Consider the following 23177-nt stretch of genomic DNA (forward strand, 5'->3'; position numbering starts at 1 on the left):
TGGACGCCGTTGCCAGCGTCCCGTCCAAGTCCTACGCCCTGTCAGCTGTTGCTGGTGGGGCTGCTTGGTTCCGGCCTCGGGCGACCGCTGCCATCCCAGCGTGAGCTGGGCTGGTCTTGTGCGGTCTCGGCTCGGCGTTTCGTGTCTCCGGTCGTAGCCCGGCGACAGACTGCTGTTCATGCTGCTGCTCGAGGAGCCGTGCGGCTTCCCGAGCGATGTTGCGTGCCGCGTTCACGTCCCGATCAAGGACGAGACCACAGCTGGGGTCGTCGCAGTTGAAGACACGTTCATGGAGGGCCAGCTTGGCTTTCACCAGCCCACAGGCAGAACAGGTCTTCGACGACGGGTAGAAACGACCGATCGGAACCAGCATGGTGCCGTGGTCGGTGGTCTTGTAGTCGAGTTGGCGGCGCAGCTCACCGAGCGACACATCCGCCAACGCACGACCCAATCGGCGTTTGCGGCTACTCATGCCGGCAAGGTTGAGGTCTTCGATGGCGACGGTGTCGAACCCACCGGCAAGGGAGTTGCTCAGGTGGTGCAGACCCAGGGCACGAGTCTTGGTGATCCGACCGTGGAGCTTGGCTCGCCGATCCAGGAGACGTCGTCGGTTGTTCGAGCCGCGTTCGCAGCGGGCGACCGCCCGGTCGAGCTTGGCGAGCCGTCGCAGCTGGTTGTTGAGAACCTTCGGGTTGGCGACATGCCCACACCTATCGGTGAGGCCGGGCACGGGACGGGACAGGGTGGCGAGGTGCTTCACACCAGCATCCACACCGATCGTGGCACCGTAGTGCTTGCGGGGCTTCACGGTCGGTCGCGACTTGAGCTGATAGCGCACCAGCAGACTGGCTTGCCACCGGCCACCACGTTTGGCGACCGTCACCTTCTGGATCGACGCCCGACCCTGGGCCACCAAGTTGTAGAGCCGACGCGTGGATGTGGTTGTGTGCAACCAGGCGAGCTCACCACGGCGACGCTTCACCGCCGGATCCGGTGTCGACTGGGGCAGCATCAGCCGGATGGCGTGGCGGTTCTCGTGGAGCCATGACAGCTGGTGGTTGATCTCCACGAACGACACCGACGGCACCGACTTGTTGCGGGCCTTGAACCGAGGGAAACCAACGCGACGGCCACGCCGCTGACCGGACCGCGACTTCGACCAGTTGTCGAGCGCTGTCGCGGCATCGTCGATCCCGGATCGGAACGCGTGCATCGACACTTCCCGCCACCACGGCGCCACCTCGCCCTTCACGCCGTTCCACAGCTTCGTGAAGGAGTAGTACGACCACGACACCGAGGGTGTCAGCTCGTCGTCGGAGACACCGGCCTCACGCTCTGCTCTTCGAGTCTCCAGGTTCTCGGCCACGGTGGCGAGGACCCAGTTGTACGCGAACCGCCGGGCCCCGCAGTAGGACCGGAGCAGTCGTTCCTCGGACGGTGACACGTCGATCCCGAACACCACCGCCCTCGTCACGAACCCAGCCCCATCCATGACACTGATTGTGCGCGAGAGGTGTGACAGTGCCACTCACTCACCCACCCCAATCTCACCTATTTGCCGAACTGGGCTTCGGCTGAAGTCGGCCGCAACGGTAGGCGCGCCTCGAGTGGGTTATACTTATTGGTATGACTCACCGTGTCGGTCCGAAGGGCCAGGTCGTCATCCCGAAGGAGCTGCGAGATGAGCTCGGGATCGAGCCGGGCGACGAGGTCAGCTTTTGGCGCCACGGTGACCATGTGGCGGTTCGCCCGGCGAGCCATCGGCGGCCCCTGCGAGGCCGTTTCGAAGGGTCGTCCCTCGTCGATGCTCTGACTGCGGAACGTGAGGTCGATCGCCGTCGAGAAGCTGCACGATGACGATCGTCCTCGACTCCTGGGCCGTGCTCAGGTACCTCGAGAACACCGAGCCGGCCGCGACCCTCGTCTCCGATCTCCTCGATGACGATCGGCCCCTGATGTCCTGGATCAACCTGGGAGAGGTGCACTACGTCCTACGTCGTGCACATGGCGAGGACGACGCCATGGAGGCCGTGCGCGACCTTCGCGACCTGATCGACGTCCGACTCCCAGACGAGCGCCTCGTGCTCGGCGCGGCCCGCCTGAAGGCTGACCACCCGATGGCCTACGCCGATGCATTCGGCGCTGCGCTCGCTGTCGCTGAAGATGCGACGCTGTGGACGGGCGACCCCGAGTTGCTCCTGGACGGGTCGCGGTGGCGGTGGAACGACCTACGTCATCGAGGCTGAGTCGCCCCGTATGTCCGTGACGAAGTGTCGACTCAGCCGGGGCCGCGATGGAGACCCTCCTGGGGAGGATGTGTCGGGCGCGCGCCGACAGTTCCGAGTGTCGACGGCCAGCCGCAATGGAGCCCCTCCGGGGAGGAGGGGAGGACTTCATCGGTTGGGGCACGACCGAGGACCTCACCAAGGTGCCGCAATGGAGCCCCTCCGGGGAGGAGGGGAGGACGCGAGGCTCATCTGGTTCGTCCAGAACGGTCCCTGGTCGCCGCAATGGAGCCCCTCCGGGGAGGAGGGGAGGACACGATTCCTCAAAAGGGGTGCTCAGTGAACCGAACCGCCGCAATGGAGCCCCTCCGGGGAGGAGGGGAGGACCCGCTGCTCTCGCCGATGGGTTCACCGTCGACGGCCGGCCGCAATGGAGCCCCTCCGGGGAGGAGGGGAGGACTCGTAGGACACCTCACTCGCCTCGGTCGGGAACGCCGGCCGCAATGGAGCCCCTCCGGGGAGGAGGGGAGGACCCGTCCCCGGTCATGAACGCCTTCTCCTCGGTGACGCCGCCGCAATGGAGCCCCTCCGGGGAGGAGGGGAGGACCGGGAGAGATGGCGTATTCGTTCCTCATCAGCGACGGGCCGCAATGGAGCCCCTCCGGGGAGGAGGGGAGGACCCCTCAGTCTGCTCGCAACAGGAGATCGACGCATGACCGGCCGCAATGGAGCCCCTCCGGGGAGGAGGGGAGGACGCAGCGGGCCGGCAAGATGCAGGGCGGCGCTGGAGGCGCCGCAATGGAGCCCCTCCGGGGAGGAGGGGAGGACCAGGAGTTCATCGCCGCCGGTGGCAACACCTCCGAGGCGTTGCCGCAATGGAGCCCCTCCGGGGAGGAGGGGAGGACTACCTGGGCGTCACCAAGATCCCCACCGACCTCGTGGAGCCGCAATGGAGCCCCTCCGGGGAGGAGGGGAGGACGAGAGACTGACCGCATGCGCTGCCCGCGACTGCAGCCAACTGCCGCAATGGGAGCCCCTCCGGGAGGAGGGGAGGACCTGAGCAGACTGACCGCATGCGCTGCCGCGGAGCTGCACCACCGCCACAATGGAGCCCCTCCGGGGAGGAGGGGAGGACCTCAGTGACGCTGTCGGTCGCGAACCCGCCGGATCTCGCCGCAATGGAGCCCCTCCGGGGAGGAGGGGAGGACTCACCGATTGCCCCACCCGTTCGGCGGGTTCATCGCGTCGCCGCAATGGAGCCCCTCCGGGGAGGAGGGGAGGACCAGGCCTTCGAGATCCCGTTCACCAACACCGGCGACGTGCCGCAATGGAGCCCCTCCGGGGAGGAGGGGAGGACGGTGTGGCCCCGGTGCGCTGGCCTTGGACGCGGGTGCCGCAATGGAGCCCCTCCGGGGAGGAGGGGAGGACACGCCCTTGAGGGTTTCCATCGCCTGCGTGCCAGCCGCGCCGCAATGGAGCCCCTCCGGGGAGGAGGGGAGGACTCGAATCGGAGCCGGGCCATTAGCTCGGGTCCCTGCCGCAATGGAGCCCCTCCGGGGAGGAGGGGAGGACGAACTGCTGATGTTCGGCCTGGCGGTCGCCCATCAGCGCCGCAATGGAGCCCCTCCGGGGAGGAGGGGAGGACTCGACCAGTCGACGTCGAGTCGCCGACGTGTCACCGATGCCGCAATGGAGCCCCTCCGGGAGGAGGGAGGACTCGACCAGTCGACGTCGAGCGCCGACGGTGCCACCGATGCCGCAATGGAGCCCCTCCGGGGAGGAGGGGAGGACCCCCGCAACCATCCTGCGGGCACCTGGATCGCGGGTCCGCCGCAATGGAGCCCCTCCGGGGAGGAGGGAGGGCCTCGCCCATGCCGATCGGAACCGGCGCCGGCAAGGTCCGGCCGCAATGGAGCCCCTCCGGGGAGGAGGGGAGGACCAGAGCGGCAGGCGGCGACCGACCTCGCGGCCACCGTGCGCAGCCGCAATGGAGCCCCTCCGGGGAGGAGGGGAGGACCCAGCAGACCGACCAATGCAGCGCCAGCGTCCATGCGGCCGCGACGGAGCCCCTGCAGGGAGGAGGGGAGGACATCCGCGAGGTTGGAGTCCGGTGGCGTGGTGACCGCCAGCCGCAATGGGAGCCCCTCCGGGGAGGAGGGGAGGACCGGATACGTCAGGCTCGGCACGGCCGGGGCCGGTGTTGCCGCAATGGAGCCCCTCCGGGGAGGAGGGGAGGACCGAGCGATCTCGGTGGCTCCGCGCAGCCGGAGAACCAGCCGCAATGGAGCCCCTCCGGGGAGGAGGGGAGGACCCGCTGCTGAGCATTCCGAAGCAGCGGGTGGGTTGTTGCCGCAATGGAGCCCCTCCGGGGAGGAGGGGAGGACCAGAGCGGCAGCGGCCCCAGCCTCCACCACCCGCGGCTGCCAGCGATGGAGCCCCTCCGGGGAGGAGGGGAGGACCGAGCCGACCGACATGCAGACGCGGTAGCGTCGGCATGCGGCCGCAATGGAGCCCCTCCGGGGAGGAGGGGAGGACCGGGAGAGATGGCGTATTCGTTCCTCATCAGCGACGGGCCACTGGAGCCCCTCCGGGGAGGAGGGGAGGACCTCCCACAGTCGGCCCCGCCGGTCGATGAGCTCGCCGTAGCCGCAATGGAGCCCCTCCGGGGAGGAGGGGAGGACTCGGTGGCTCCAGTGCCACGGTTCGGGCAGGGGAGGTTGCCGCAATGGAGCCCCTCCGGGAGGAGGGGGAGGACGGCTGCCGAGAAGGAGATGACCCGATCGCCCGATCCTCGCCGCAATGGAGCCCCTCCGGGAGGAGGGGAGGACGCACGTGGGGTCGGTCCTGGTCGAGCATCGGACGTAGGCGCCGCAATGGAGCCCCTCCGGGGAGGAGGGGAGGACTTCCGCACCATCCTGCTGTTGGTCGGTCGTCAGAACGGGCCGCAATGGAGCCCCTCCGGGGAGGAGGGGAGGACGACGGAGGCCACCCCCGTTGCCGCTGGTGCCACCCCGCCGCAATGGAGCCCTCCCGGGGAGGAGGGGAGGACCCGCTGCCTCGGCCGACTGGGCTTCACCGTCGACGGCCGGCCGTGATGGAGCCCCTCCGGGGAGGAGGGAGGACTTCATCGGGTTGGGGCACGACCGAGGACCTCACCAAGGTGCCGCAATGGAGCCCCTCCGGGGAGGAGGGGAGGACGCGAGGCTCATCTGGTTCGTCCAGAACGGTCCCTGGTCGCCGCAATGGAGCCCTCCGGGGAGGAGGGGGGACACGATTCCTCAAAAGGGGTGCTCAGTGAACCGAACCGCCGCAATGGAGCCCCTCCGGGGAGGAGGGAGGACCGGTGGCGACGGTGCGCGACATGAGCCTGTCAGCGCAGCCGCAATGGAGCCCCTCCGGGGAGGAGGGGAGGACTTTCACCCTCGTGGGCGTGGACCGGGGTCAACGCCGGCCGCAATGGAGCCCCTCCGGGGAGGAGGGGAGGACATCGACTGGCGCGCTGTCGCCGCCGGCGCCGGGTGACGCCGCAATGGAGCCCCTCCGGGGAGGAGGGGAGGACCCTCTCGAACTAGTGGGAACGCCTGGCACGAGCCGAGATGCCGCGATGGAGCCCCTCCGGGAGGAGGGGAGGACGTGTCGACGCACCAGGCCGGATGCGTCGCCCGCACACGCCGCAATGGAGCCCCTCCGGGGAGGAGGGGAGGACCAAATCACCGGTCTCGATCACCCCCACCAGCGAAGCCGCAATGGAGCCCCTCCGGGGAGGAGGGGAGGACTCCCACATGCCGCTCGCCGCCGTCGAGATCGCGCTCAGGGCGAATGGAGCCCTCCGGGGAGGAGGGGGAGGACCGTGTACCGGGGGATCGTGACCAGTGAACGGGACTGGTTGCCGCAATGGAGCCCCTCCGGGGAGGAGGGGAGGACCAGCAGACCGCCGGCGGTCATGCGTTCGGCGACTTCGCCGCCGCAATGGAGCCCCTCCGGGGAGGAGGGGAGGACAAGACCCGCCGCCACATCACCAACGCGACCGAACCGCTGCCGCAATGGAGCCCCTCCGGGGAGGAGGGAGGACTTGGCTGCTCCGGGATGACGGCTACCGAGGAGGTGGGACGTGCCGCAATGGAGCCCCTCCGGGGAGGAGGGGAGGACCGGGTGAGAGTCATCTCCCCCTGTAGGGTCAGGTCGAAGCCGCAATGGAGCCCGCCGGGGAGGAGGGGAGGACCGTTCCAGCCGAGCGAGTGACCGTTCGGGCAGTAGCCGCAATGGAGCCCCTCCGGGGAGGAGGGGAGGACCGTTCCAGCCGAGCGAGTGACCGTTCGGGCAGTAGCCGCAATGGAGCCCCTCCGGGGAGGAGGGGAGGACCGTTCCAGCCGAGCGAGTGACCGTTCGGCAGTAGCCGCAATGGGAGCCCCTCCGGGGAGGAGGGGAGGACCAGGCGAGAGCGATTCCCATGTGGCCTGATCGGGTCCGGGCCGCAATGGAGCCCCTCCGGGGAGGAGGGGAGGACATCGACTGCTCGCATCCAACCGAGCCGACGTCAAGCAAGCCGCAATGGAGCCCCTCCGGGGAGGAGGGGAGGACCGGTGCTGGCGGACTCCCCAGTGGGGTACTGGAAGCTGCCGCAATGGAGCCCCTCCGGGGAGGAGGGGAGGACGGGCAGACAACGTGCCGGAGCATTGAGCCGTGCCCTACAGCCGCGATGGAGCCCCTCCGGGGAGGAGGGGAGGACCGTTGCGCTTGTGGGAAGCCCCGACGGTGCCCCGGTGCCGCAATGGAGCCCCTCCGGGGAGGAGGGGAGGACGGGGCACGACCACCGACCTCACCCCGACCAAGCCGCGCCGCAATGGAGCCCCTCCGGGGAGGAGGGGAGGACTCGCCACAGGTGATCCACCGCAGCTTCGACACACCGGGCCGCAATGGAGCCCCTCCGGGGAGGAGGGGAGGACATGCGATCTCACTCGACACGCGGAACGGCCGCCCTGCGCCGCAATGGAGCCCCTCCGGGGAGGAGGGGAGGACGCCGTCCACGACCTCTTCGACACCCTCGCCGAGTGCATGCCGCAATGGAGCCCCTCCGGGGAGGAGGGGAGGACATGTTCCCGAGCGAGGTCCGCATCGAGCTGGACGGCCGGCCGCAATGGAGCCCCTCCGGGGAGGAGGGGAGGACCTCGCTCATCGCATCGTCGGAGATCCCGGGGAGCAGGGTGCCGCAATGGAGCCCCTCCGGGGAGGAGGGGAGGACCGGTCGCCACGAACGTCCCCATCGCATTGACCCAACCGCCGCAATGGAGCCCCTCCGGGGAGGAGGGGAGGACCGGCAAGGCACACACGAGATCGCCGACGACGATCTGCGGCCGCAATGGAGCCCCTCCGGGGAGGAGGGGAGGACCGTTGCGCTACGCAAGGCCGTCCGCATGCAGCGAGGCGCCGCAATGGAGCCCCTCCGGGGAGGAGGGGAGGACAGTACGCCGAAGCGTGCGACGAGGCCGCCGAGGCAGAGCCGCAATGGAGCCCCTCCGGGGAGGAGGGGAGGACCGCGAGCTCGCATCGCCGGCCATGCTCGCGCCCGCTGTCATCGCCGTAGCCGCAATGGAGCCCCTCCGGGGAGGAGGGGAGGACCACTCGCAGTTTTCGTACCCGCTGAGCAGGCGTTTCGCGGGTAGTTGCGAGCGGTGTGGAGCGAAAGGCGCTTGTCGTCGAAGCTTCTGGGTTGTCAAGTATCGAAACCTGGTCCTGACCTGCGGGCGAGTGGAGCCCGGGCTCGAGCCTGGCACCGCACCGCTCGCAGCGGTCAGATGATCGTCGCCCCCGAGTCTGGAAGATCGGGGCGGACCCCCAGGAATGTGAATCCGATGGTGGTCTGTCGGCTGAGTTCACCCATGTCGAGTATCGCCACGGAATCCTCCATCGGATTGATCTCGTCATCGAGATCCCAGCGCAGGCGTACGAGCTCGGACGGGTTGAGGTCGCAGACGTACACCGAGTACTGCAGACGGTCGCCGAAGCCGCTGACGACCTGGAACACCCGCCGAAGCCGGCCTTCGCTGCGGATGTCGTACATCACAAGATAGCGCCGTCGAGCCATGGCTCACCGAGTCACGAACGCGACGTACTCGTCGATCTCCCCGAGCAGAAGTGCTCCTAGGAGTCGAGCCTGGACCTCGAGCACCCGCCGGTAGGTGATCCGGTACTTGAAGATGGGATGGGTCACCTCGGTATCGAGGCGCCGCTCGAACGCGCGGGTGACGGTTCGACGTCCCTCGCGGGTGAGGCTGACGCCACCGGCCCGCACTACGAAGTCCGATGGACCCAGCTCCCCGTTGTTCACCAGTGTGAGAACCATCGACTCGACGACAAGAGGGCGGAACTCCTCGGCCAGGTCAAGCGCGAGCGCAGGCCGCCCGTAGCGCGGGCGGTGGTAGAAGCCGAGGTAGGGATCGAAACCCACGGCGAGGGTCGTGACCGTCAGCTCCTTGGTCAGCAGCGAGTAGCCATAGGAGAGCAGGCAGTTGATCGCATCTCGTGGGGGCCGACGGTTCCGCTGGGCGAAGTCGAACAGCCCGCCGGGCAGGTCACCGGAGGACTTGAGCATTGTGGGGAACGCTTCGAAGTACAGGCGGGCGGCCGCGCCCTCGATTCCGAGCAACGTCTCGACGCTCGCTGCCTCGGCCGCCTGATCGGCTAGCACCTTCAGTGACCCGATGGTGGTATCCGGCTTCGGCCGGGCGTTCCTGCGCACCAGGGTCCGAGAGTTGCGGATCTTGCCCTCGATCACGCGCCGAGCTATCGCAAGGCCGCCTTGAGCCGCGACGATGACCTGTTGCCTCCGCAGTTCGACATGCTTGCTCGGCAGCCCGTGGGCCATGCCGCTGAACCATCCGCCGTAGCTGAAGAAGCACACCGGCACGTCCTCGGCCATCAGCTCCCGCAACAGCTGGGTACTCACCTGCACGCTCCCGTGCACGCAGAGCTGGGACACGTCGATGAGCCGAACCGATGCCAGACGCTCTCGGTCCTTGCTGATGACGACGCGACCCTTGGACTTGGTCACCCAGGTGCCCTGCTCGGTCACGTGGAGGGGGCGAGCATCATCGGCGCCGGGCATCAGACGCCGAGCCGTCCTGTTGGTGCGCTCGGCGAGCACGTTGGTCTCATCAGGGAGGCAGAGACCCACGAGGGAGCAGCGAGGACACTTTGGGCTATCGACGAGCGGCGGTGGAGGGGTGCCTTCGGCGGCGACCTCGCGCAACTGGTGGAGTCGGCTGGTGGTCAGCTGGATGAGGTCCTCGTCGAAGTCGATCCGAACACGCCGGCGACTCGCGGCGAAGTAGAGCATCCCGTGATCGCAGTCATAGCCAGCCTCCTGGAGCAGGAGACCGACCGCGCAGAGCTGCACCCGCTCGGGCTCCCATGCGCCCTCGGCGAGGTCGGGAGCGCGTCCCTTCTTGTGGTCGACCGGTACGACCTTGCCGTCGGCGCCGGCCTCGACGAGGTCGGCCTTGGCGACGATGCCCAGGTTCGGACTCGACAACGACAGTGAGCGAGCGACCTTGAACGGCTCCTCGTCGTCCGGCAACGGAGCTCTTCCCTCCTCACGGTCAACGGCCCGATGAGCCCATGCGCCCTCGACGGTGTCTGTGTTGTCGGCGAACCGGGACTGGACCCACTCGAGGAAGAACAGCCGCGGGCAGTAGCAGAACTCGTTGAGCATCCGCGCCGGTACCAGCTCCGGAACATCGGTGTCGGTGTCGCCCGCCATCAAGCCCTCAAATCGTCGTGGCTGGCCCGAAGCTGCCGTAGCCGCCCTGATCAGATCGTCGGATTCGGCACTGCAGCAACGCTGAGACGCCGACAGATCTGCGGGTGAGCATCCGAGAGGCCGGGAAGATCCCGACGCGAGATCAGGGCTGCCACCGCTGGCGCGGTGAGGTGGTCACGCCACAGTGGCCAGGTGAACGAACCAACCTTCCAGCCATGGCTGCATCCCGTCGTCACGACCTGTCCACCCTCGATTGACACGGGCAAGAACCGAAGGCCCAAGAAACCGAGCCACTCGGCGCCCGGGACCCCGGTCTTCTTCACAGATGAGGGTGCTGGCCCGGACAGCGCATGGATCCTCTCGCCCCGCGCGTCCCAGCCAAGAACCGGTAGCTCGGATTCATACCGCCACGGTCCTTGGAGCGCCTCCTCGAACATCTCCGCTGTCGAAGTTGTCACGAAGCTCGCGGAGCATCATAAGAAACAGCTGGCGTCCTGCCGTGAAGTGCAGGTGGGTCGGCTTCGAGTCGCCCTTCCCAGCAACCCCTCCCTCCGCGACTAGGGCGCTGTGCAGCCGCAGGTCGGCATCACTCTCGGGCGTCGACGCCGCCTCGACAGCATCGATCCACTCCCGAAGTTGGTCCTGGGTGACCTTGAGGTCGACGAAGGGGTCATCAGCGGGCCATGCGAGGACCGGTGAGGCCCGCCAGTGGTCGAGGTCGACCCGGCACATCTCGATGAGCTCCTCGACTTCGGAGGGCCCTTCGATGACGGCAGAGGGGTCCACATCCTCACTCCAGCGAAGGGTCGGCCGGGTACCGTCGAGGTGACGGGTCGCCACGTCGAGCGCGCCGAGCGCGGCAAGGAAGCCCCCCGGGTTCTGACCCCGAAGGGGTCTGAGCTCGATCTCAGCCATGTGCACTGCTCCGATCGTTCGTCATCGAGCGGGTTTCAAACTCGGAGCGACGGTGATCGCCGAGTCGGAGAATGGCCTCCAACCACGCGAGATGGAACCAGCCGTACTCTCGGTTCAGGTCGGCGAACCGGTCGGGTGCTCCGGCACCCGCATGATCAAGTCCGTGGTCCGACCGAGCGGTCATCTGGATGTCGTCCATCTCGACGTCGATGTCGACTGGTGACGGATCGACCGAAGGCGGAGCGAAAGGCCGGCACCAGCCATGGTGGCTCGCAACCAGGTGAGCCACCAGATCGGGCCGAGCGGACGCCTCGATTGGTACTTCGCCGAGAGCGAGGCTGGTGAGTTCGTGGCGGGCACCCTTTGGATATCCACTCCGGTCGGTGGCGCCGCGACGGGCTGTCGTGGCTGGTGAGTTTTTCGACTTGGCTAGGAGGGGCGCTCCAGCGGCAGCAACCTCATCTCCGTGGTGCAGGAGCACCTGGAAGCGTGTGTCCGCCTTGCCCAGGTCGTGGAGCCGCCCTGCGAGCTCAAGCAACTCCGAGTAGCTACCTTCGAGGCCAAGGCCCTCGGCCAGGTATCTGCTCCAGTTGCCAACCCCCTGTAGGTGTTCCTGCAAGCCGACGCCAGCTCCGGTGAAGGAGCTTGCCTCCATCTCTGGGTCGGTGTTGGAAGTTGGGCCGCTGAGGATCGACGTCTCCTCGCTCTCGGGGAGCTGAGCCGACAAGATGATGGACCGTCGGTGGCTCGCATCTGCTCCGAAGCCCCCGGCAAGCGGACGTAGGACGGAGACGGAGGACCGAGGAGCTTTGATCAGCATCTCTCTCGCACGGCGGTCGTCCTCGCCGGCCCGCGAAGCGTCGATCGCCTCGACCACCTCCAGAGCAGCATTTCGTAATTCTCTCCTGGACATCTCTTGGCAGTCGTCCTCGGTTGGAAGCTCGTGGTCGCAGAACAGTGCCTCACCGTGTGGCGAAGTCATCATCCCCGGATGCAATCGAAGGATCACGCGGCGCCCCTGCTTGAGGTGGGCGCCCGTCGCGAGGTCCGATACCGGTTCGGTCCCCGCCGGATCCCAGGTGCCAGCGGTGATTCCTCCGTAGTGGCTTGGAACGACTATGACCCCGCCAGGCCGTAGCACTGCAGCTCGATCCTGATCATCCCGATCGCGGCCCGTGGATGGTCCGCGCGCGATCGGCGCTGGTGTCCCGCTCGTCCAAGAGATCCAGGGGCGTGGGCGTGTCTCCGAGTCGGAAGGCGTGTCGTCGTCCGACCCCTCGACGTCGTTGATGGGTGTGGGCGCTTGGCCATTCAGCCACTTGCGGGCAGCGTTGATCGGTACGGGGAGCATCTCGAGGGGGCTGGGTGGGCAGGCTGTCAGCCGCTCGATCATCTCGGTCCGTTCCTCGCTTTCCTCAGCGAGATGGCTCATGCGGACGATGAACTCCTCGTCCAGGTCGCTTCGCCACACGAGGTGTACGTCGGCTTGTGCAGGGCGCTCCCCGTGAAGCCACCGGCTGACGTCGGGGTCGGCTTGGATGGGATGGGAGGTCTGGGCCAGTTGGTCGAGATGAGTTGGGAGCAACCGCGGAGCGCGACCGGCCGGGGGCACGAGTGCCGTGAGTGTCTCGGGATCGGGGTCTGGGAGCAAGCCGTGCCCGAAGTCCAGCTCTGGGAGCGCTTCGAGCCACCGCCACGTCTCGCGGAGCGCGTCTCCGTAGATGGGGTCCTCGGTTCCCGGCTTGAGGTCCGACGAGCGAGCCAGGATGACGCTCATCGGCGGGGGCCCAGCCGAGGCAACCTGGCCATCGCGATCAACTCGGCCGAAGCGCTGCCGCAGGCTGTCGAGACTTGCAGCCTCGGTGATGATCGAGTCGAAGTCCAGGTCGGCGCCGGCCTCGATCGCTTGGGTGGATACCACGACCAACGATTCGTCATGTGCGTCTCGCTGTCTGCCGGTCCGGAGGCGATCCCTGTACTGGTGGAGGATTCGGTCTCGCTCAAGCGGCCTCATCCGACCCGTCAGCAGCACGACGGTGGCTCCCGAGTCTCGGAGCGCCAGGTTCACGCGTCGCGCCGTGTCGACACGGTTGACGATGACCGCAAGAGTGCGGATGCCCGCCTCGATCTGTTCTTCAGCCGCCCTGGCACAGTGACGGGCGAACCGCTCATCGGCCTTCGCCGGGTTCGCAGGAACGCTGACATCGACGAGACGGGCGGGTTTGCTAGCGGCCAACCGGCGGCTCAGCGTCGGTACCCCGGTCGTGACCAGATCATCGCCCGGGAATCTCCATGAATCGTCAACGACGTCACCTGGTGATGACAGCCCGCCGTCATCCAAGGACCGATCGGTCGGGGTGGCCGACATCTCGATCACGCCCCAGCGATTCGGCAGGTCGCCGCCGCCGGTTCTCCACTGGCGAAGAGATCTGATGGCTCCGAGCGTCTGTGCAAAAGGACGGGCCAAGTGGACTTCGTCGAGAATCCAGAGAGCGTCGTTGCCCAGCAGTCCGGCGTGCACAGGTCGCATGGAGCGACTGATCCCATAGCCACGAAACAGGAGGCGCGATCCGGCTTGGTCGATAGTCGAGGACACGATGGCCGGAACGTCTGGCCGGCGCATCCACGATTCGTCCCGAGTGGTGCCGCCGCGCAGTGGGGCAACGAGCAGCGGAGGCTCGATCATGGTGGGGGTGTCGCCGGGTGACCCATCATCTGGATCGGTCCCCGCCAGCCGCCGGAGACGATGCGCAACGTTCGCCAGCACCCCGGCGTGTGGATCTGTCGATGCGTGGTGAAGCTTCTTGGCAATGCGTTCGGCACGCTCAACCACTTGGTCGACGATGACTCTGCGATCGACCACCGTGACAACTCTCCGGGGCATCCACCTGTTCGATGGTTCGGCGGTTGCGTCGAGCGCCAGCAGGAAGATGGCGATGTCGATGATGCTCGTCTTGCCGGTGCCCGTCGGCAGGTCAAGGAGGCTTGGCAAGGCGTTCCTCGCAGAGGCTTCTGCTACCAGATCGCGCTGCCAGGGGAACGGTTGGTAGTCCCAGAGTTCCTCGAAGAAGCTGGGGAAGTCTCTCGCGTCCAACGACACCAGCGCTTGAGCACTCATCTGCTCTCCCCCAAGGGCGTGCAGAGGCCCTGGCCGAGGTACCGACCACGACCGATCATCACTGGTCCGGCGACGGGCTCGTCGAACTCGATCACCGCATGCACTGACGGCCGGGCTCCTGGTCTGGCGCCATTGTGGAACGTGGGGTGGCGTCGAACGGGTTGTGCGCCTTCGACAGGAGCGTCCGCTCTTACTTCGACCCTTCGAGGCACCGTCAAGCCGATGGCCTCACAGGCCTGCCCGATCAATGTCACGGCCTGAGCATGGCCCCGTGCGCGCCTAGCGCTGGACCCACGCCACAGCGCATCGGGGTAACGGTCGAGCACCGTCGGCGTCACGGTGGCCCAGCGTCGAGATGGATCTGCCCAGCGCTCGAAGTGCAGCGACCGCGGTCGGTCGATCCCCGGCTCGTGCCTGACCGTCCAGGTTCGCGCTTGGCCGCGCGCCCAGAGTTCTCCCGACAGGTGCCCATCGTCATCCTCGTCGTCGAGCCAGTGATTGATCGCTCGAAAGAGAAGATTCCGGTCAGGCTCGCTGCAGACCTCAGGCAAGAGGACGGCGACACCCTTGATCAGACCGTCGGCATGGCGAAAGCCAGCGAACGGGAGCGGTACGACCGCCATGTGGGGCCGCTGCGACCTGGTGGTTGATGCCTCCGACCCCTCGCGCGGCACGTGGCCGGAGATCGACTCGGGGATCGCTTCGGCGACCTCTCCCGCGTGGGCCAAGATCGCTCCACGGACGGCCTGAGCGAGAGCCAGCGAGTCTCGAACCGACAGGCGCGGTCCATCGGCCAGCGTCAGCGCAATGAAGGTGCCGTTGTGCCAGACCGAACCCGCATACGGGGCTCCCTATCCCGAGGGCTCCCGTAGCGGACGATTCGCTTGGGAAGGCTGCGTGGCTCGGAACCCTGATGGAACTCATGGAGCTCACGCAGCCGGTCGAACTGACCGGGCCCAGGGAGGCGGATGAGTGTCTCGCCATCGGCGCGCGGAACGTATGTGCCAGTTCGCTTCTCATCGATCACGCGACAGGATACGAGTGAGGAGCTGTGCCCGAGTCTTCCGACCCGGCTCAACAGCGCGTCGAGATGGGTGTGAGTCGCGTCATCCGGTGTGTGCTCAGGCCACGTGTAGGTCACGACGGGATCGGCCGGTCGAACGGTCGGGTAGGTCCGGGGCTGCTTACCACGAAGGTCGGGAAGGACGGCTAGTGCCGAGTCCGGCGCGGTCCCGCTCGCTGCTGCCTTCAGCGAGTCGGACTCTGCCTTGTCGAGCGCCTTGGTCAATTCTTTGCTCGTCCGCTCGGCGACCTTGGACATGGGACCCTGGTCGTGGGAATTGGTCGCATCGGCCGCCCGCTGCAGCTGTTCATAGGTCCGGTGCAGGTCACGACGGACGACAGTCGGATCGTTGTCGGGAACATAGTGAGTAACAACGGACCGGACGGCGACCTCGCTGGTCGCGGTGTCGGCTGTGAGGCGGCTGGATGCCACTTCTGGATCGGTGAGGGACTCGAACCATCGCAACGCTTGCTGTTCGCCGTCGTCGTGGTCGTCTCGACTCAGCCCAGGCATTGACAAGCGCGGAGTAGAGCCGCGCTGGGTGGGGCGGCCACTCGGGCTTGTTGCGGTCGTCGTAGCGAGTCGCTGTGTAGCACCCGGTGAGAAGCTCGACTTCGATGGCGAACATCACGTTGCCTCCGCTTCGTCGGCCTCTCCCGTGGCCGCAAGGGCCCTGCTTCGACGGATGAGTTCCACGAGGCGCTCGGTGGGTTGGAGCAGCACTTCCTCGTCCTGCCAGGGGAGGCCGACCGCAGTAGCTCGCTCAACAGCAGTCTGGAGCAACGCGCTTGCCTCGCTGCTGTCGAGGGAGAACGCATGGGGTTCAGTGGCTCCTCGGAGGATCAGCTCGAACTGCAGATCGTCCACCGGCACCAACACACACCGCGAGCGAAGGTCGAAACCGTTCTCGAATGCGAGCGTCATTGCGGCGAGTCCCAGCGCTGCAAGAGCGGTACGTGCGGATCCCTCGGCCTCGGTGCGGGCGTCGGGTGGGATGGGCGTCCCCTCCGAATCCACCGGGAAGCGAAGCCGGCGTAGCTGAATGAAGCTGAGCACTGAGATGCCGAGGATCTGATCGACCGTCACACCACCGGCGAGCTCGTCGATCGATGGAGTGATGTTGCCGTGGTTGACATGAGAGGGGCGGCCTGGCCGGCCCTCGGCGCTGCCTTTGACCTCGACTGGCTTGCCCTTCTCCTTTCGCGCCTCGTCGGGGTCCAGTGTCCACTCGCCGTCCTCGCTCTCGTAGACGGGCCCCGCCTTCAGCTCCACGCCGAGTGCATCGATTCGGGACGACGTCCTCACGCCTCGCGTGGCGCCGATACCGATGATCTCGGAAGAGAGGGCCCGCTCGTACTTGGCGCCCTTGCCCCCCTTGGGTCCCGTCGAATCCCACCCACCGAACAGCAGCGTGGTGGGGGAGTGGTGGAACAGTGCCGCAGCACTCTTTGGATCGGCCTCGGTGATCCGGCGCCCGATGTCGCTCAGCCTGAACAGGGTGTCGCCGAGGAGACTGTCTCGAAGGATGGCATCGAACACTCGGTGGGAGGCCTCGAGAGCCGAGATCCGGTCGAGGTCAGCGAGGTCGTCGGTACCCGAGAAGTCGACCGAGATCAGCGGAACGCCGAGCCTTCCGTCGCGACGTGCTTCGAGCAATGCAGTTTCGAACCGGTTGGCCTGGGATGCGACCGAGTCGAGGATCACGGTCTCGACGAGCTCGCCATTGATGGTGCGCTGTTCGACGGCGTACTTGGTCTCTGCGGTGCGGTCGACCCCGTAGGTTGGCGGGAAGACCTTGTCTCCCGGGCCCCCGAGGGGATCGAACTCGGTGCGGGCCCTGATGCCGACCCCCGGTCCGGTGACCGTGTCGTACAGTTCGTCGTAGGTCAGTGGCATGGGATTGATCCCCCTCTGCTTAGGTGAGCCGCGAGCGCGACTCGATCGATGTGTCTTGCCATCTCCGCCATCTGGCGCGATTGCCTGAAGCGTTGAACTGAAGCGCCACGCGAAGGGCGTTCCACCTTGGTGGTTGTCAACGACCCCGTTTGCCCTCCCCCATTGCGAGTCACCGCCCCCATTGCAGCTCGACTCGCGAAGCGACGGTAGCGGGTCCGAGGTGCACGTGCCGGTGGGCTTGCTCGAAGCGGCCACGGGCCATGTGAGCTGGGTGAGACGATTTGGTTTCATGGGGAAGGATCGGGTCATCCGAGCCCGGGTGGCTCTCAGCCCGACACCCCGAGTGTGCAGAACCGGTGTGACACTCTCGTGTGGTGGTGCCCCCAGGAGCGCCGATGACGGTTGCTAGCTCGCTCTGGCCGGCGGCTACATGTCGTCCAGCATCTCGATCTGCTGACACCATGGACACTGCCGTGGGTCCGGTGCATCGACATCCTGGCGGACGGGACATCGCGGGTGGTGCGTCTCGGTCATGTCGACCTCCTCTGTACTGGAACGGAGGAACCGGCACGACTAGGCTCATCGTTGCAAGCGGAGAGCGCCATCGTGCCGATCCGTAGAGGTGGCCCGCCGTGCCTTGGTGGGCCACCTCTTTTGTTTCTACTACTTCAACCCTCCTCTGTCCACCCTGGCTGAGGATCGTACCTCTTGGTCACAAAATATCAACCTAGAACACGGTATGGTGGCTCCAGGGCCCACCGGCCTCCATTGCGGATAGGTAGATCCATTGTGACCAAGAGGGCTTTCGGTCACTTGCCGGTGGGCCCGACTTCGCGTCTCGTGTCGACCTGCCGTCCGACGCCAGCGATACGATTCGTGGGTGCGTTCAGTAGCTCCAACACCCGCGTCAGCAGAGGCGCTTCGCAAGTGGCTGCTCGATGGCGGCGCCGACTCCGGGTCGAGCCGCGTCTGGACGGTTGGTGTGGTGCGCGACGCGGACTGGGAGGGCTCGGCGATCTTTCGCTTCAGTGTCGGGCTTCAGGCTCCTCGGGGAGACACCTGGCCAGTCGAAGAACTGCTCACGCTTCACGATCGTGTCAACCAGAAGGCACAGGAGCTCGATCTGCCGTTGCCATGGCATGTCCGCATCGCGCCCGAGTAGGTGCTCGATCCCGATCCAAGCTGAACTGAACCCATGACCGACACGCCCTCGAACCCGGACCAGCGCCAGAGCCACTGGGACCACCGCTACGTCGAGGTCGGCGCCGAGGACGTCAGCTGGTACGAGCCCGAGCCCACCACCTCCCTCGAGCTGTTGGACCAGGTGGGGGTCACCGACGCCGACTCGGTGATCGACGTGGGCGGCGGCGCGTCCCGGCTCGTCGATGCGCTGGCCGCCCGGGGCCACACCGACCTCACGGTCCTCGACGTCTCCCAGGCCGCACTCGATCTGGCCCGACAGCGTCTCGGCGACGACGCCCCCGTCACCTGGGTCCATGCCGACCTGCTCACCTGGACCCCCGAACGCACCTGGGCGGTGTGGCACGACCGCGCCGTGTTCCACTTCCTCACCGACCCCGCCGACCGGGCCACCTACCGAAACCTGCTGCAGCGCAGCATCACCCCCGGCGGGCTGGTCGTCGTCGGCACCTTCGCCGCCGACGGTCCCGAGTGGTGCTCCGGGCTGCCCGTCGAGCGCTACGACCCCGACCACCTCGCCTCCGAGCTCGGCGACCAACTCCGGCTGGTGGCCGCCACCAGGACCGAGCACCACACCCCCTCCGGCGCGACCCAGCCCTTCACCTGGGTCGCGCTGCGAGCCTGACCGGCGCGACCGCGGTCGACCGCGACCCGCGCGCCTGCAACCTCGGGGCCGGTCTCAGCCGAAGCGGCTGAGGTCCACCACCGCACGCTGGTGCGTGCCGGTGGACAGCGTTCGGTCGCCGCAGGTGACGGTGACCTCGAAAGTCAGGCGGCGGCGGTCGAGCTCGGCCAGGCGGCACCCCACCTCGATCGTCTCGCCGACGAACGCGCCGGCGTCGTGGCTCACACACACGTGGGTGCCGACGGTGGTCTGGCCCTCGTCGAGGTGAGCCTGGGCCGTGGTGAGGCATGTCGCCTCGATGAGCTGGATCATCGAGGGTGTCGACAGCACCGGAGCAGGCAGGTGGGGCGGCGACATGTCGGCAGTGATCTCGTGGGAGCCAGAGCCTTCCAGGCCGACGGTCAGGGTCTCGGACACGGTTCGGATGGTAGTGCGCCCACGCCATGGGATCGTTCAGGCCAGGTCGGTGGCGGTCACCTCGTTGAGCAGCGCGTCACCGGTCAGGTATCGGCGGAGGTTCTCTGCGAACGCCTCGGCGGCGCGGCGATGCCGGCCATCGCCGAGGGCCGAGGAGTGCGGGGTGATCTCGACCCGTGGATGCGACCAGAGCGGGTCGTCGGCGGGAAGCGGCTCGACCGCGGTCACGTCGAGCACCGCCTTGGCAAGACGCCCCTCGTCGAGTGCGGCGAGCAATGCGGCTTCGTCGACCAGGGCCCCGCGCCCGATGTTCACCAACAGGGCAGACGGTCTGGTGCGGGCGAGGAAGTGCTCGTCGACGAGGCCGTCGGTGGCGGTGGAGGAGGGGACCGCCAGCACGATCACATCGGCGTCGGGCAACGCCCCGTCCAGCTCGTCGGGGGTGATCATCACGTCGACGGGCTCGGAGCCGTCGGGGGAGCGGCGCACCCCCGTGACCGTGGCCCCACATGCCCGCGACCGCACCGCGATCTCGGCCCCGATGGCGCCAAGGCCGATGATCAGCCAGTGGGTGGAGGCCATCTCGACGAGCTCGTGTGGTTCCCAGCGGTGGTCCGCCGCCGCCGCCCGCCAACCGGCAGCGTCTTGCAGGTGATCGAGCGCGGCGCGCAGGACGTAGTCGGCGATCGGTGGCCCCGAGATGTGCGACGGGGTGAGGCGAACCCCACGGCCGAGGAGCTCACCGAAGATGGGGTGGTCGAACCCGGCGGCAACCGATTGGAGCCATCGCAGCGACTCGGAACGGGTCACCAGGCCGAAGAACGGCCGGGCCAGCTCGGACTGGACGATGTCGGAGCTGAGCCAGGCCACCTCGGGTGTCAGCGTCCGGCGGTCGACCTCGACGCCGTCGATCGTCGTGCTGGCGTCGTCGTGGAGCAGCAGCCATCGACAATCGGGACCGGCCGCAGGTTCGAGGAGCTCGCGGTGGGCGTCGAAGGCTGCCCGGCTACAGACGATGTCGACCACTCAGCTCAGCGGTGCGGCGACCGCCGACACGCTGTCGAGGTGGCCGGTGTCGTTGTAGCGACGCATGATCCAGCGCTCGGGCGTCATGACCAGGTGGTGCAGCGACCCGTTGTCGGCGCCCATGAACGCGAACGGGCGGGACCGGGCGGCGTGGGCCAGCAGTGCGCCGATGACACCGCCGTGGACGACGACGGTGACCAGTTCGTCGGGATGGGCCTGATGGACGCGCTCGAGCACGGCGACGGTGCGAGCGGTGAGCGACTCGTTGGACTCGGCCCCGGGGATGGCATCCCACCGTTCCTCGCGCTGCATCTGGCGGAAGGCGGGATGGTCCTCGGCCGCTTTCTCCCGGTACAGGCCACCCTCCCACTCGCCGAGGAACACCTCGCGCAGGTCGTGTTCGACGACCGGGTCGAGCCCCAGGTGGGCGGCGAGGGGTGCCGCGGTCTGATGGGTGCGGGTCAGGGTGCTCACATAGATCGCGGAGACCGCCTCGTCCTTGAGCCGGTCGCCGACCCGTTCGGCCTGCCAGTGACCGAGCTCGGACAGCGGCGGGTCGCCGTGCCCGTCGACGAGCGAGAACCGCGTCCCGGGCCGATGGGGCACAGACTCGCCGTGGCGGATGAGCAGGATCTGGGTCGAGCCGGCGGGTGGGTCGAATCGCAGCTGGCGGATCTCGTCGGGGGGCACGGGTCGTCACCTTTCGTGTCGTACGATCCGACGCTATCCGCGCCGCTGCGTCGTCGGTGCGGCCAGGAGGGCGTCGAGGCCCGGTGGGGCCCAACGGAGGAGCGGAGGTTCGGATCGTGCTCGAGGCAGACACCGCGATCGGGGGCGACGGGCGAGCGCGATGCCCCTGGGGTGGCGACCCGCCGATCTACCTCCGCTACCACGACACCGAGTGGGGGAGACCCGAACACGACGACGATCGTCTCTTCGAGAAGCTGTGCCTCGAGGGTTTCCAGGCCGGCCTGTCCTGGCTCACCATCTTGAACAAGCGCGCCGCCTTCCGGACGGCGTTCGCCGGCTTCGGCATCGAGGCCGTGGCCCGCTTCGGTGAGCCCGACGTCGAGCGCCTCCTGGCCGACGCGGGCATCGTCCGCAACCGGGCGAAGATCGAGGCGACGATCGCCAACGCTCGAGCTGCACTCGAGGTTCAGGGTGCCGACGGGTCGATCCGCGACCTCATCTGGAGGTTCAGGCCCGACGAGACGCCGCTTCGGCGACGCATGGGCGACATCCCGGCCGAGACCGCCGAATCCCGCGCCCTGTCGAAGGAACTCAAGCGGCGCGGCTTCCGGTTCGTCGGGCCGACGACGATGTATGCGCTCATGCAGGCGATGGGGCTGGTCAACGACCACCTCGTCGACTGCTGGGCCCACGCCGAGGTCCAGGCGGCTCAGGACCGTTCACGACCCTGAGCCGCGGTGGGGACGGGCACCTGTGATAGTTTCGTCACGTGACGAAACATGGGGAGGCGAGGGGACCGGGGGAGCGGCCCCGCATGTGCCGGTGGTGCCAGCGCCCGCTGCCGGCCGCAGCCGAGACCGGTCGCCCTCGCCGCTACTGCCGCCAGAGCTGTCGTCAGCAGGCCTACCTCGCTCGAACGCTGGCTGACGCCCACGGACTGGCCGACGACCAACTCGTGGTCGACCGCCGCCAGCTCGAGGCCGCACAGGACCGTCTGGCGCTGTTGCGCCACGCGCTGGACGACCTCGAGCGCGAACGGGCCGGGGGAGCCCTGGAGGACCTGGCCGGCGCGTTCGCCTGGCTCCACGCACACGCGGTCGAGGTGGCCGCACTGCGCCTGGAACCGGCCCAGGTCGCCCCAGGCGCCGGCGCTCAGCCCGCGCCCGGACCCGAGACGACGACGAGCTCGGGTCGTTCGGCTTCGCCGACGAGCACGTAGCCATCCCCGGTGAGCGCCAGCGCCTCGCCGAGCGGATCGAACGGGGCCGGCGCCTCGCAGGACTCGCTGCCGGTGAGGACCTCGGCCGGCGAGGCGCTCGGGTCGGGCCTCGCCCACAGCAGCACCGAGACCGGCGTCCGCAGCGCGAGGAGCGAGCCGTCGGGGGAGACGTCGCCCGCCAGCACCGCCCGCCCGAAGCCGAGACGCAGCGAACCGACCCGCTGCATGCCCACCTCGGTTCCGTGCGGCTCCCAGGCGGCGCCCTCGGCCACCAGGATCTCGGTGACGCCGTCGAGCGACTTGGTCGCCACGACGAGGTCCCCGCTGTGGGGATCGACGAGGAGCGCTTCGAGGTTCCGGGGCGTCGGCAGCGCCAGGGTGAGCACCGACGGTTCGGCGGTGGTCCCCGACGTGTCCGACGGCGAGGGTTCGCGCAGACGCAGGACCGCCAGGTGCTCGCGCTTCTCCTCGTTGTCGCCGATGTCGCCGACGAACAGGTGTACGACCCCGTCAGGGTCGGGGGCCGACGCCATGTCCTCCCAGTCGACCGCACCGGCACCAGGCACCGTCCAGTGCGACCGGACCCCGCCCTTGGGGCCGATCTCGGTCAGGACCGCCTCGTTGCCCGAGTCCTCGTGCACCCAGACCGAACCGGGGATGCGGTGCGACGTCACGGCGCCGGAGATCTCACCGAGCTCGCCCTCGACTGCGATCTGCGCCGTCGCGGTGATCTCGAGCCCCGAACAGATCGATCCCGTGGCCGGCTCGGGTGGTGTCACCGAGGTCGGAGCGGCCGTCGTGGCCGGCTTCGATCGCGGTGTCGTGCTCGAAGTGCTGGTCGTGCTCGACGGTGCGGACGCGGGGTCGGTCCCACAGGCTGTGAGCAACACGGCGAGGGCCCAGATCACCAGCCACCGTGCTCGATGTGGCGTCGGTCGCGTCATGCGGGGGAGACGGTACCGGACAGCACCCCGGCGACGCCGTGACGGCGGCGTTCGGGGCCGGTGGTCGTAACTTGACAGAA

The 23177-nt window shown here is 67.9% G+C and carries 16 protein-coding genes and 1 CRISPR repeat array; of the genes, 6 read left to right on the top strand and 10 right to left on the bottom strand.

What is annotated here, in order from left to right:
- Window positions 1-31 precede the first annotated feature (31 nt).
- Entirely contained in the window at window positions 32-1492 is a 1461-nt protein-coding gene (gene tnpB / locus U5K29_02110; GenBank protein ID MDZ7677327.1) for an IS607 family element RNA-guided endonuclease TnpB, read from the bottom strand.
- 361 nt (window positions 1493-1853) lie between these two features.
- Here tnpB and U5K29_02115 point away from each other — a divergent pair, with 361 nt between their 5' ends.
- On the top strand, window positions 1854-2246 hold the full coding sequence (locus tag U5K29_02115; GenBank protein ID MDZ7677328.1) for a type II toxin-antitoxin system VapC family toxin: 393 nt from the start codon (window positions 1854-1856) through the stop codon (window positions 2244-2246).
- Window positions 2247-2287: 41 nt separating this feature from the next.
- A CRISPR array of direct repeats spans window positions 2288-7841; the repeat unit is 28 nt; unit sequence GCAATGGAGCCCCTCCGGGGAGGAGGGG.
- A gap of 175 nt (window positions 7842-8016) precedes the next feature.
- Here U5K29_02115 and cas2 read toward each other — a convergent pair.
- The 4 genes from cas2 to cas3u all read right to left on the bottom strand — a co-directional run bounded on the left by cas2 (window position 8017) and on the right by cas3u (window position 14017).
- On the bottom strand, window positions 8017-8310 hold the full coding sequence (gene cas2, locus U5K29_02120) for a CRISPR-associated endonuclease Cas2 (GenBank protein MDZ7677329.1): 294 nt from the start codon (window positions 8308-8310) through the stop codon (window positions 8017-8019).
- A 3-nt stretch (window positions 8311-8313) separates the two neighbouring features.
- On the bottom strand, window positions 8314-9984 hold the full coding sequence (gene cas1, locus U5K29_02125; protein MDZ7677330.1) for a CRISPR-associated endonuclease Cas1: 1671 nt from the start codon (window positions 9982-9984) through the stop codon (window positions 8314-8316).
- Between the two features lie 399 nt (window positions 9985-10383).
- Window positions 10384-10899 (bottom strand): hypothetical protein, encoded by a 516-nt coding sequence (locus U5K29_02130; GenBank protein MDZ7677331.1) that lies wholly within the window; start codon window positions 10897-10899, stop codon window positions 10384-10386.
- Window positions 10892-14017 carry a type I-U CRISPR-associated helicase/endonuclease Cas3 gene (gene cas3u, locus U5K29_02135; protein ID MDZ7677332.1) on the bottom strand — a complete coding sequence of 1042 codons (3126 nt, stop codon included), beginning with the start codon at window positions 14015-14017 and terminating at the stop codon, window positions 10892-10894. The genes U5K29_02130 and cas3u overlap by 8 nt, the downstream gene beginning before the upstream one ends.
- A 464-nt stretch (window positions 14018-14481) precedes the next feature.
- On the opposite strand from cas3u, the gene U5K29_02140 reads away from it, so the two are divergent.
- A complete protein-coding gene (locus U5K29_02140; GenBank protein ID MDZ7677333.1) occupies window positions 14482-14667 on the top strand; it encodes a hypothetical protein in 186 nt (61 codons plus the stop codon).
- Window positions 14668-15707: 1040 nt separating this feature from the next.
- Here U5K29_02140 and cas7u read toward each other — a convergent pair.
- Window positions 15708-16976: a type I-U CRISPR-associated RAMP protein Csb1/Cas7u gene (gene cas7u, locus U5K29_02145; GenBank protein ID MDZ7677334.1), complete on the bottom strand. Its 1269-nt coding sequence runs from the start codon at window positions 16974-16976 to the stop codon at window positions 15708-15710.
- A gap of 985 nt (window positions 16977-17961) precedes the next feature.
- On the opposite strand from cas7u, the gene U5K29_02150 reads away from it, so the two are divergent.
- Both U5K29_02150 and U5K29_02155 read left to right on the top strand, forming a co-directional pair.
- A complete protein-coding gene (locus U5K29_02150) occupies window positions 17962-18138 on the top strand; it encodes a hypothetical protein (GenBank protein ID MDZ7677335.1) in 177 nt (58 codons plus the stop codon).
- A gap of 33 nt (window positions 18139-18171) precedes the next feature.
- The gene (locus U5K29_02155; GenBank protein ID MDZ7677336.1) at window positions 18172-18801 is read left to right on the top strand and encodes a class I SAM-dependent methyltransferase; all 630 of its coding nucleotides are present in this window, start codon (window positions 18172-18174) and stop codon (window positions 18799-18801) included.
- Window positions 18802-18855: 54 nt separating this feature from the next.
- Here U5K29_02155 and U5K29_02160 read toward each other — a convergent pair whose 3' ends face one another.
- The 3 genes from U5K29_02160 to U5K29_02170 are packed head-to-tail and all read right to left on the bottom strand — an operon-like array spanning window position 18856 to window position 20934.
- On the bottom strand, window positions 18856-19218 hold the full coding sequence (locus U5K29_02160; protein ID MDZ7677337.1) for a hotdog domain-containing protein: 363 nt from the start codon (window positions 19216-19218) through the stop codon (window positions 18856-18858).
- A 36-nt stretch (window positions 19219-19254) separates the two neighbouring features.
- A complete protein-coding gene (locus tag U5K29_02165; protein ID MDZ7677338.1) occupies window positions 19255-20244 on the bottom strand; it encodes a D-2-hydroxyacid dehydrogenase in 990 nt (329 codons plus the stop codon).
- A complete protein-coding gene (locus U5K29_02170) occupies window positions 20245-20934 on the bottom strand; it encodes a histidine phosphatase family protein (GenBank protein ID MDZ7677339.1) in 690 nt (229 codons plus the stop codon).
- A 116-nt stretch (window positions 20935-21050) separates the two neighbouring features.
- On the opposite strand from U5K29_02170, the gene U5K29_02175 reads away from it, so the two are divergent.
- Both U5K29_02175 and U5K29_02180 read left to right on the top strand, forming a co-directional pair.
- Complete coding sequence (locus U5K29_02175; protein ID MDZ7677340.1) at window positions 21051-21665, top strand: DNA-3-methyladenine glycosylase I; 615 nt, start codon at window positions 21051-21053, stop codon at window positions 21663-21665.
- Between the two features lie 38 nt (window positions 21666-21703).
- Window positions 21704-22153 (top strand): hypothetical protein, encoded by a 450-nt coding sequence (locus U5K29_02180; GenBank protein MDZ7677341.1) that lies wholly within the window; start codon window positions 21704-21706, stop codon window positions 22151-22153.
- Here U5K29_02180 and U5K29_02185 read toward each other — a convergent pair.
- Entirely contained in the window at window positions 22087-22932 is an 846-nt protein-coding gene (locus tag U5K29_02185) for a hypothetical protein (protein ID MDZ7677342.1), read from the bottom strand. The genes U5K29_02180 and U5K29_02185 overlap by 67 nt on opposite strands.
- Window positions 22933-23177 lie beyond the last annotated feature (245 nt).

The organism is Acidimicrobiales bacterium (assembly GCA_034521975.1).
Lineage (GTDB): Bacteria > Actinomycetota > Acidimicrobiia > Acidimicrobiales > SKKL01 > SKKL01.

Excerpts from the sequence above, each read along its gene's own strand:
- tnpB (MDZ7677327.1), bottom strand. The coding sequence starts at position 1,492 with ATGGATGGGGCTGGGTTCGTGACGAGGGCGGTGGTGTTCGGGATCGAC.
- cas1 (MDZ7677330.1), bottom strand. The coding sequence starts at position 9,984 with ATGGCGGGCGACACCGACACCGATGTTCCGGAGCTGGTACCGGCGCGG.
- U5K29_02155 (MDZ7677336.1), top strand. The coding sequence starts at position 18,172 with ATGACCGACACGCCCTCGAACCCGGACCAGCGCCAGAGCCACTGGGAC.
- U5K29_02130 (MDZ7677331.1), bottom strand. The coding sequence starts at position 10,899 with ATGGCTGAGATCGAGCTCAGACCCCTTCGGGGTCAGAACCCGGGGGGC.
- cas2 (MDZ7677329.1), bottom strand. The coding sequence starts at position 8,310 with ATGGCTCGACGGCGCTATCTTGTGATGTACGACATCCGCAGCGAAGGC.
- U5K29_02115 (MDZ7677328.1), top strand. The coding sequence starts at position 1,854 with ATGACGATCGTCCTCGACTCCTGGGCCGTGCTCAGGTACCTCGAGAAC.
- cas7u (MDZ7677334.1), bottom strand. The coding sequence starts at position 16,976 with ATGCCACTGACCTACGACGAACTGTACGACACGGTCACCGGACCGGGG.
- cas3u (MDZ7677332.1), bottom strand. The coding sequence starts at position 14,017 with ATGAGTGCTCAAGCGCTGGTGTCGTTGGACGCGAGAGACTTCCCCAGC.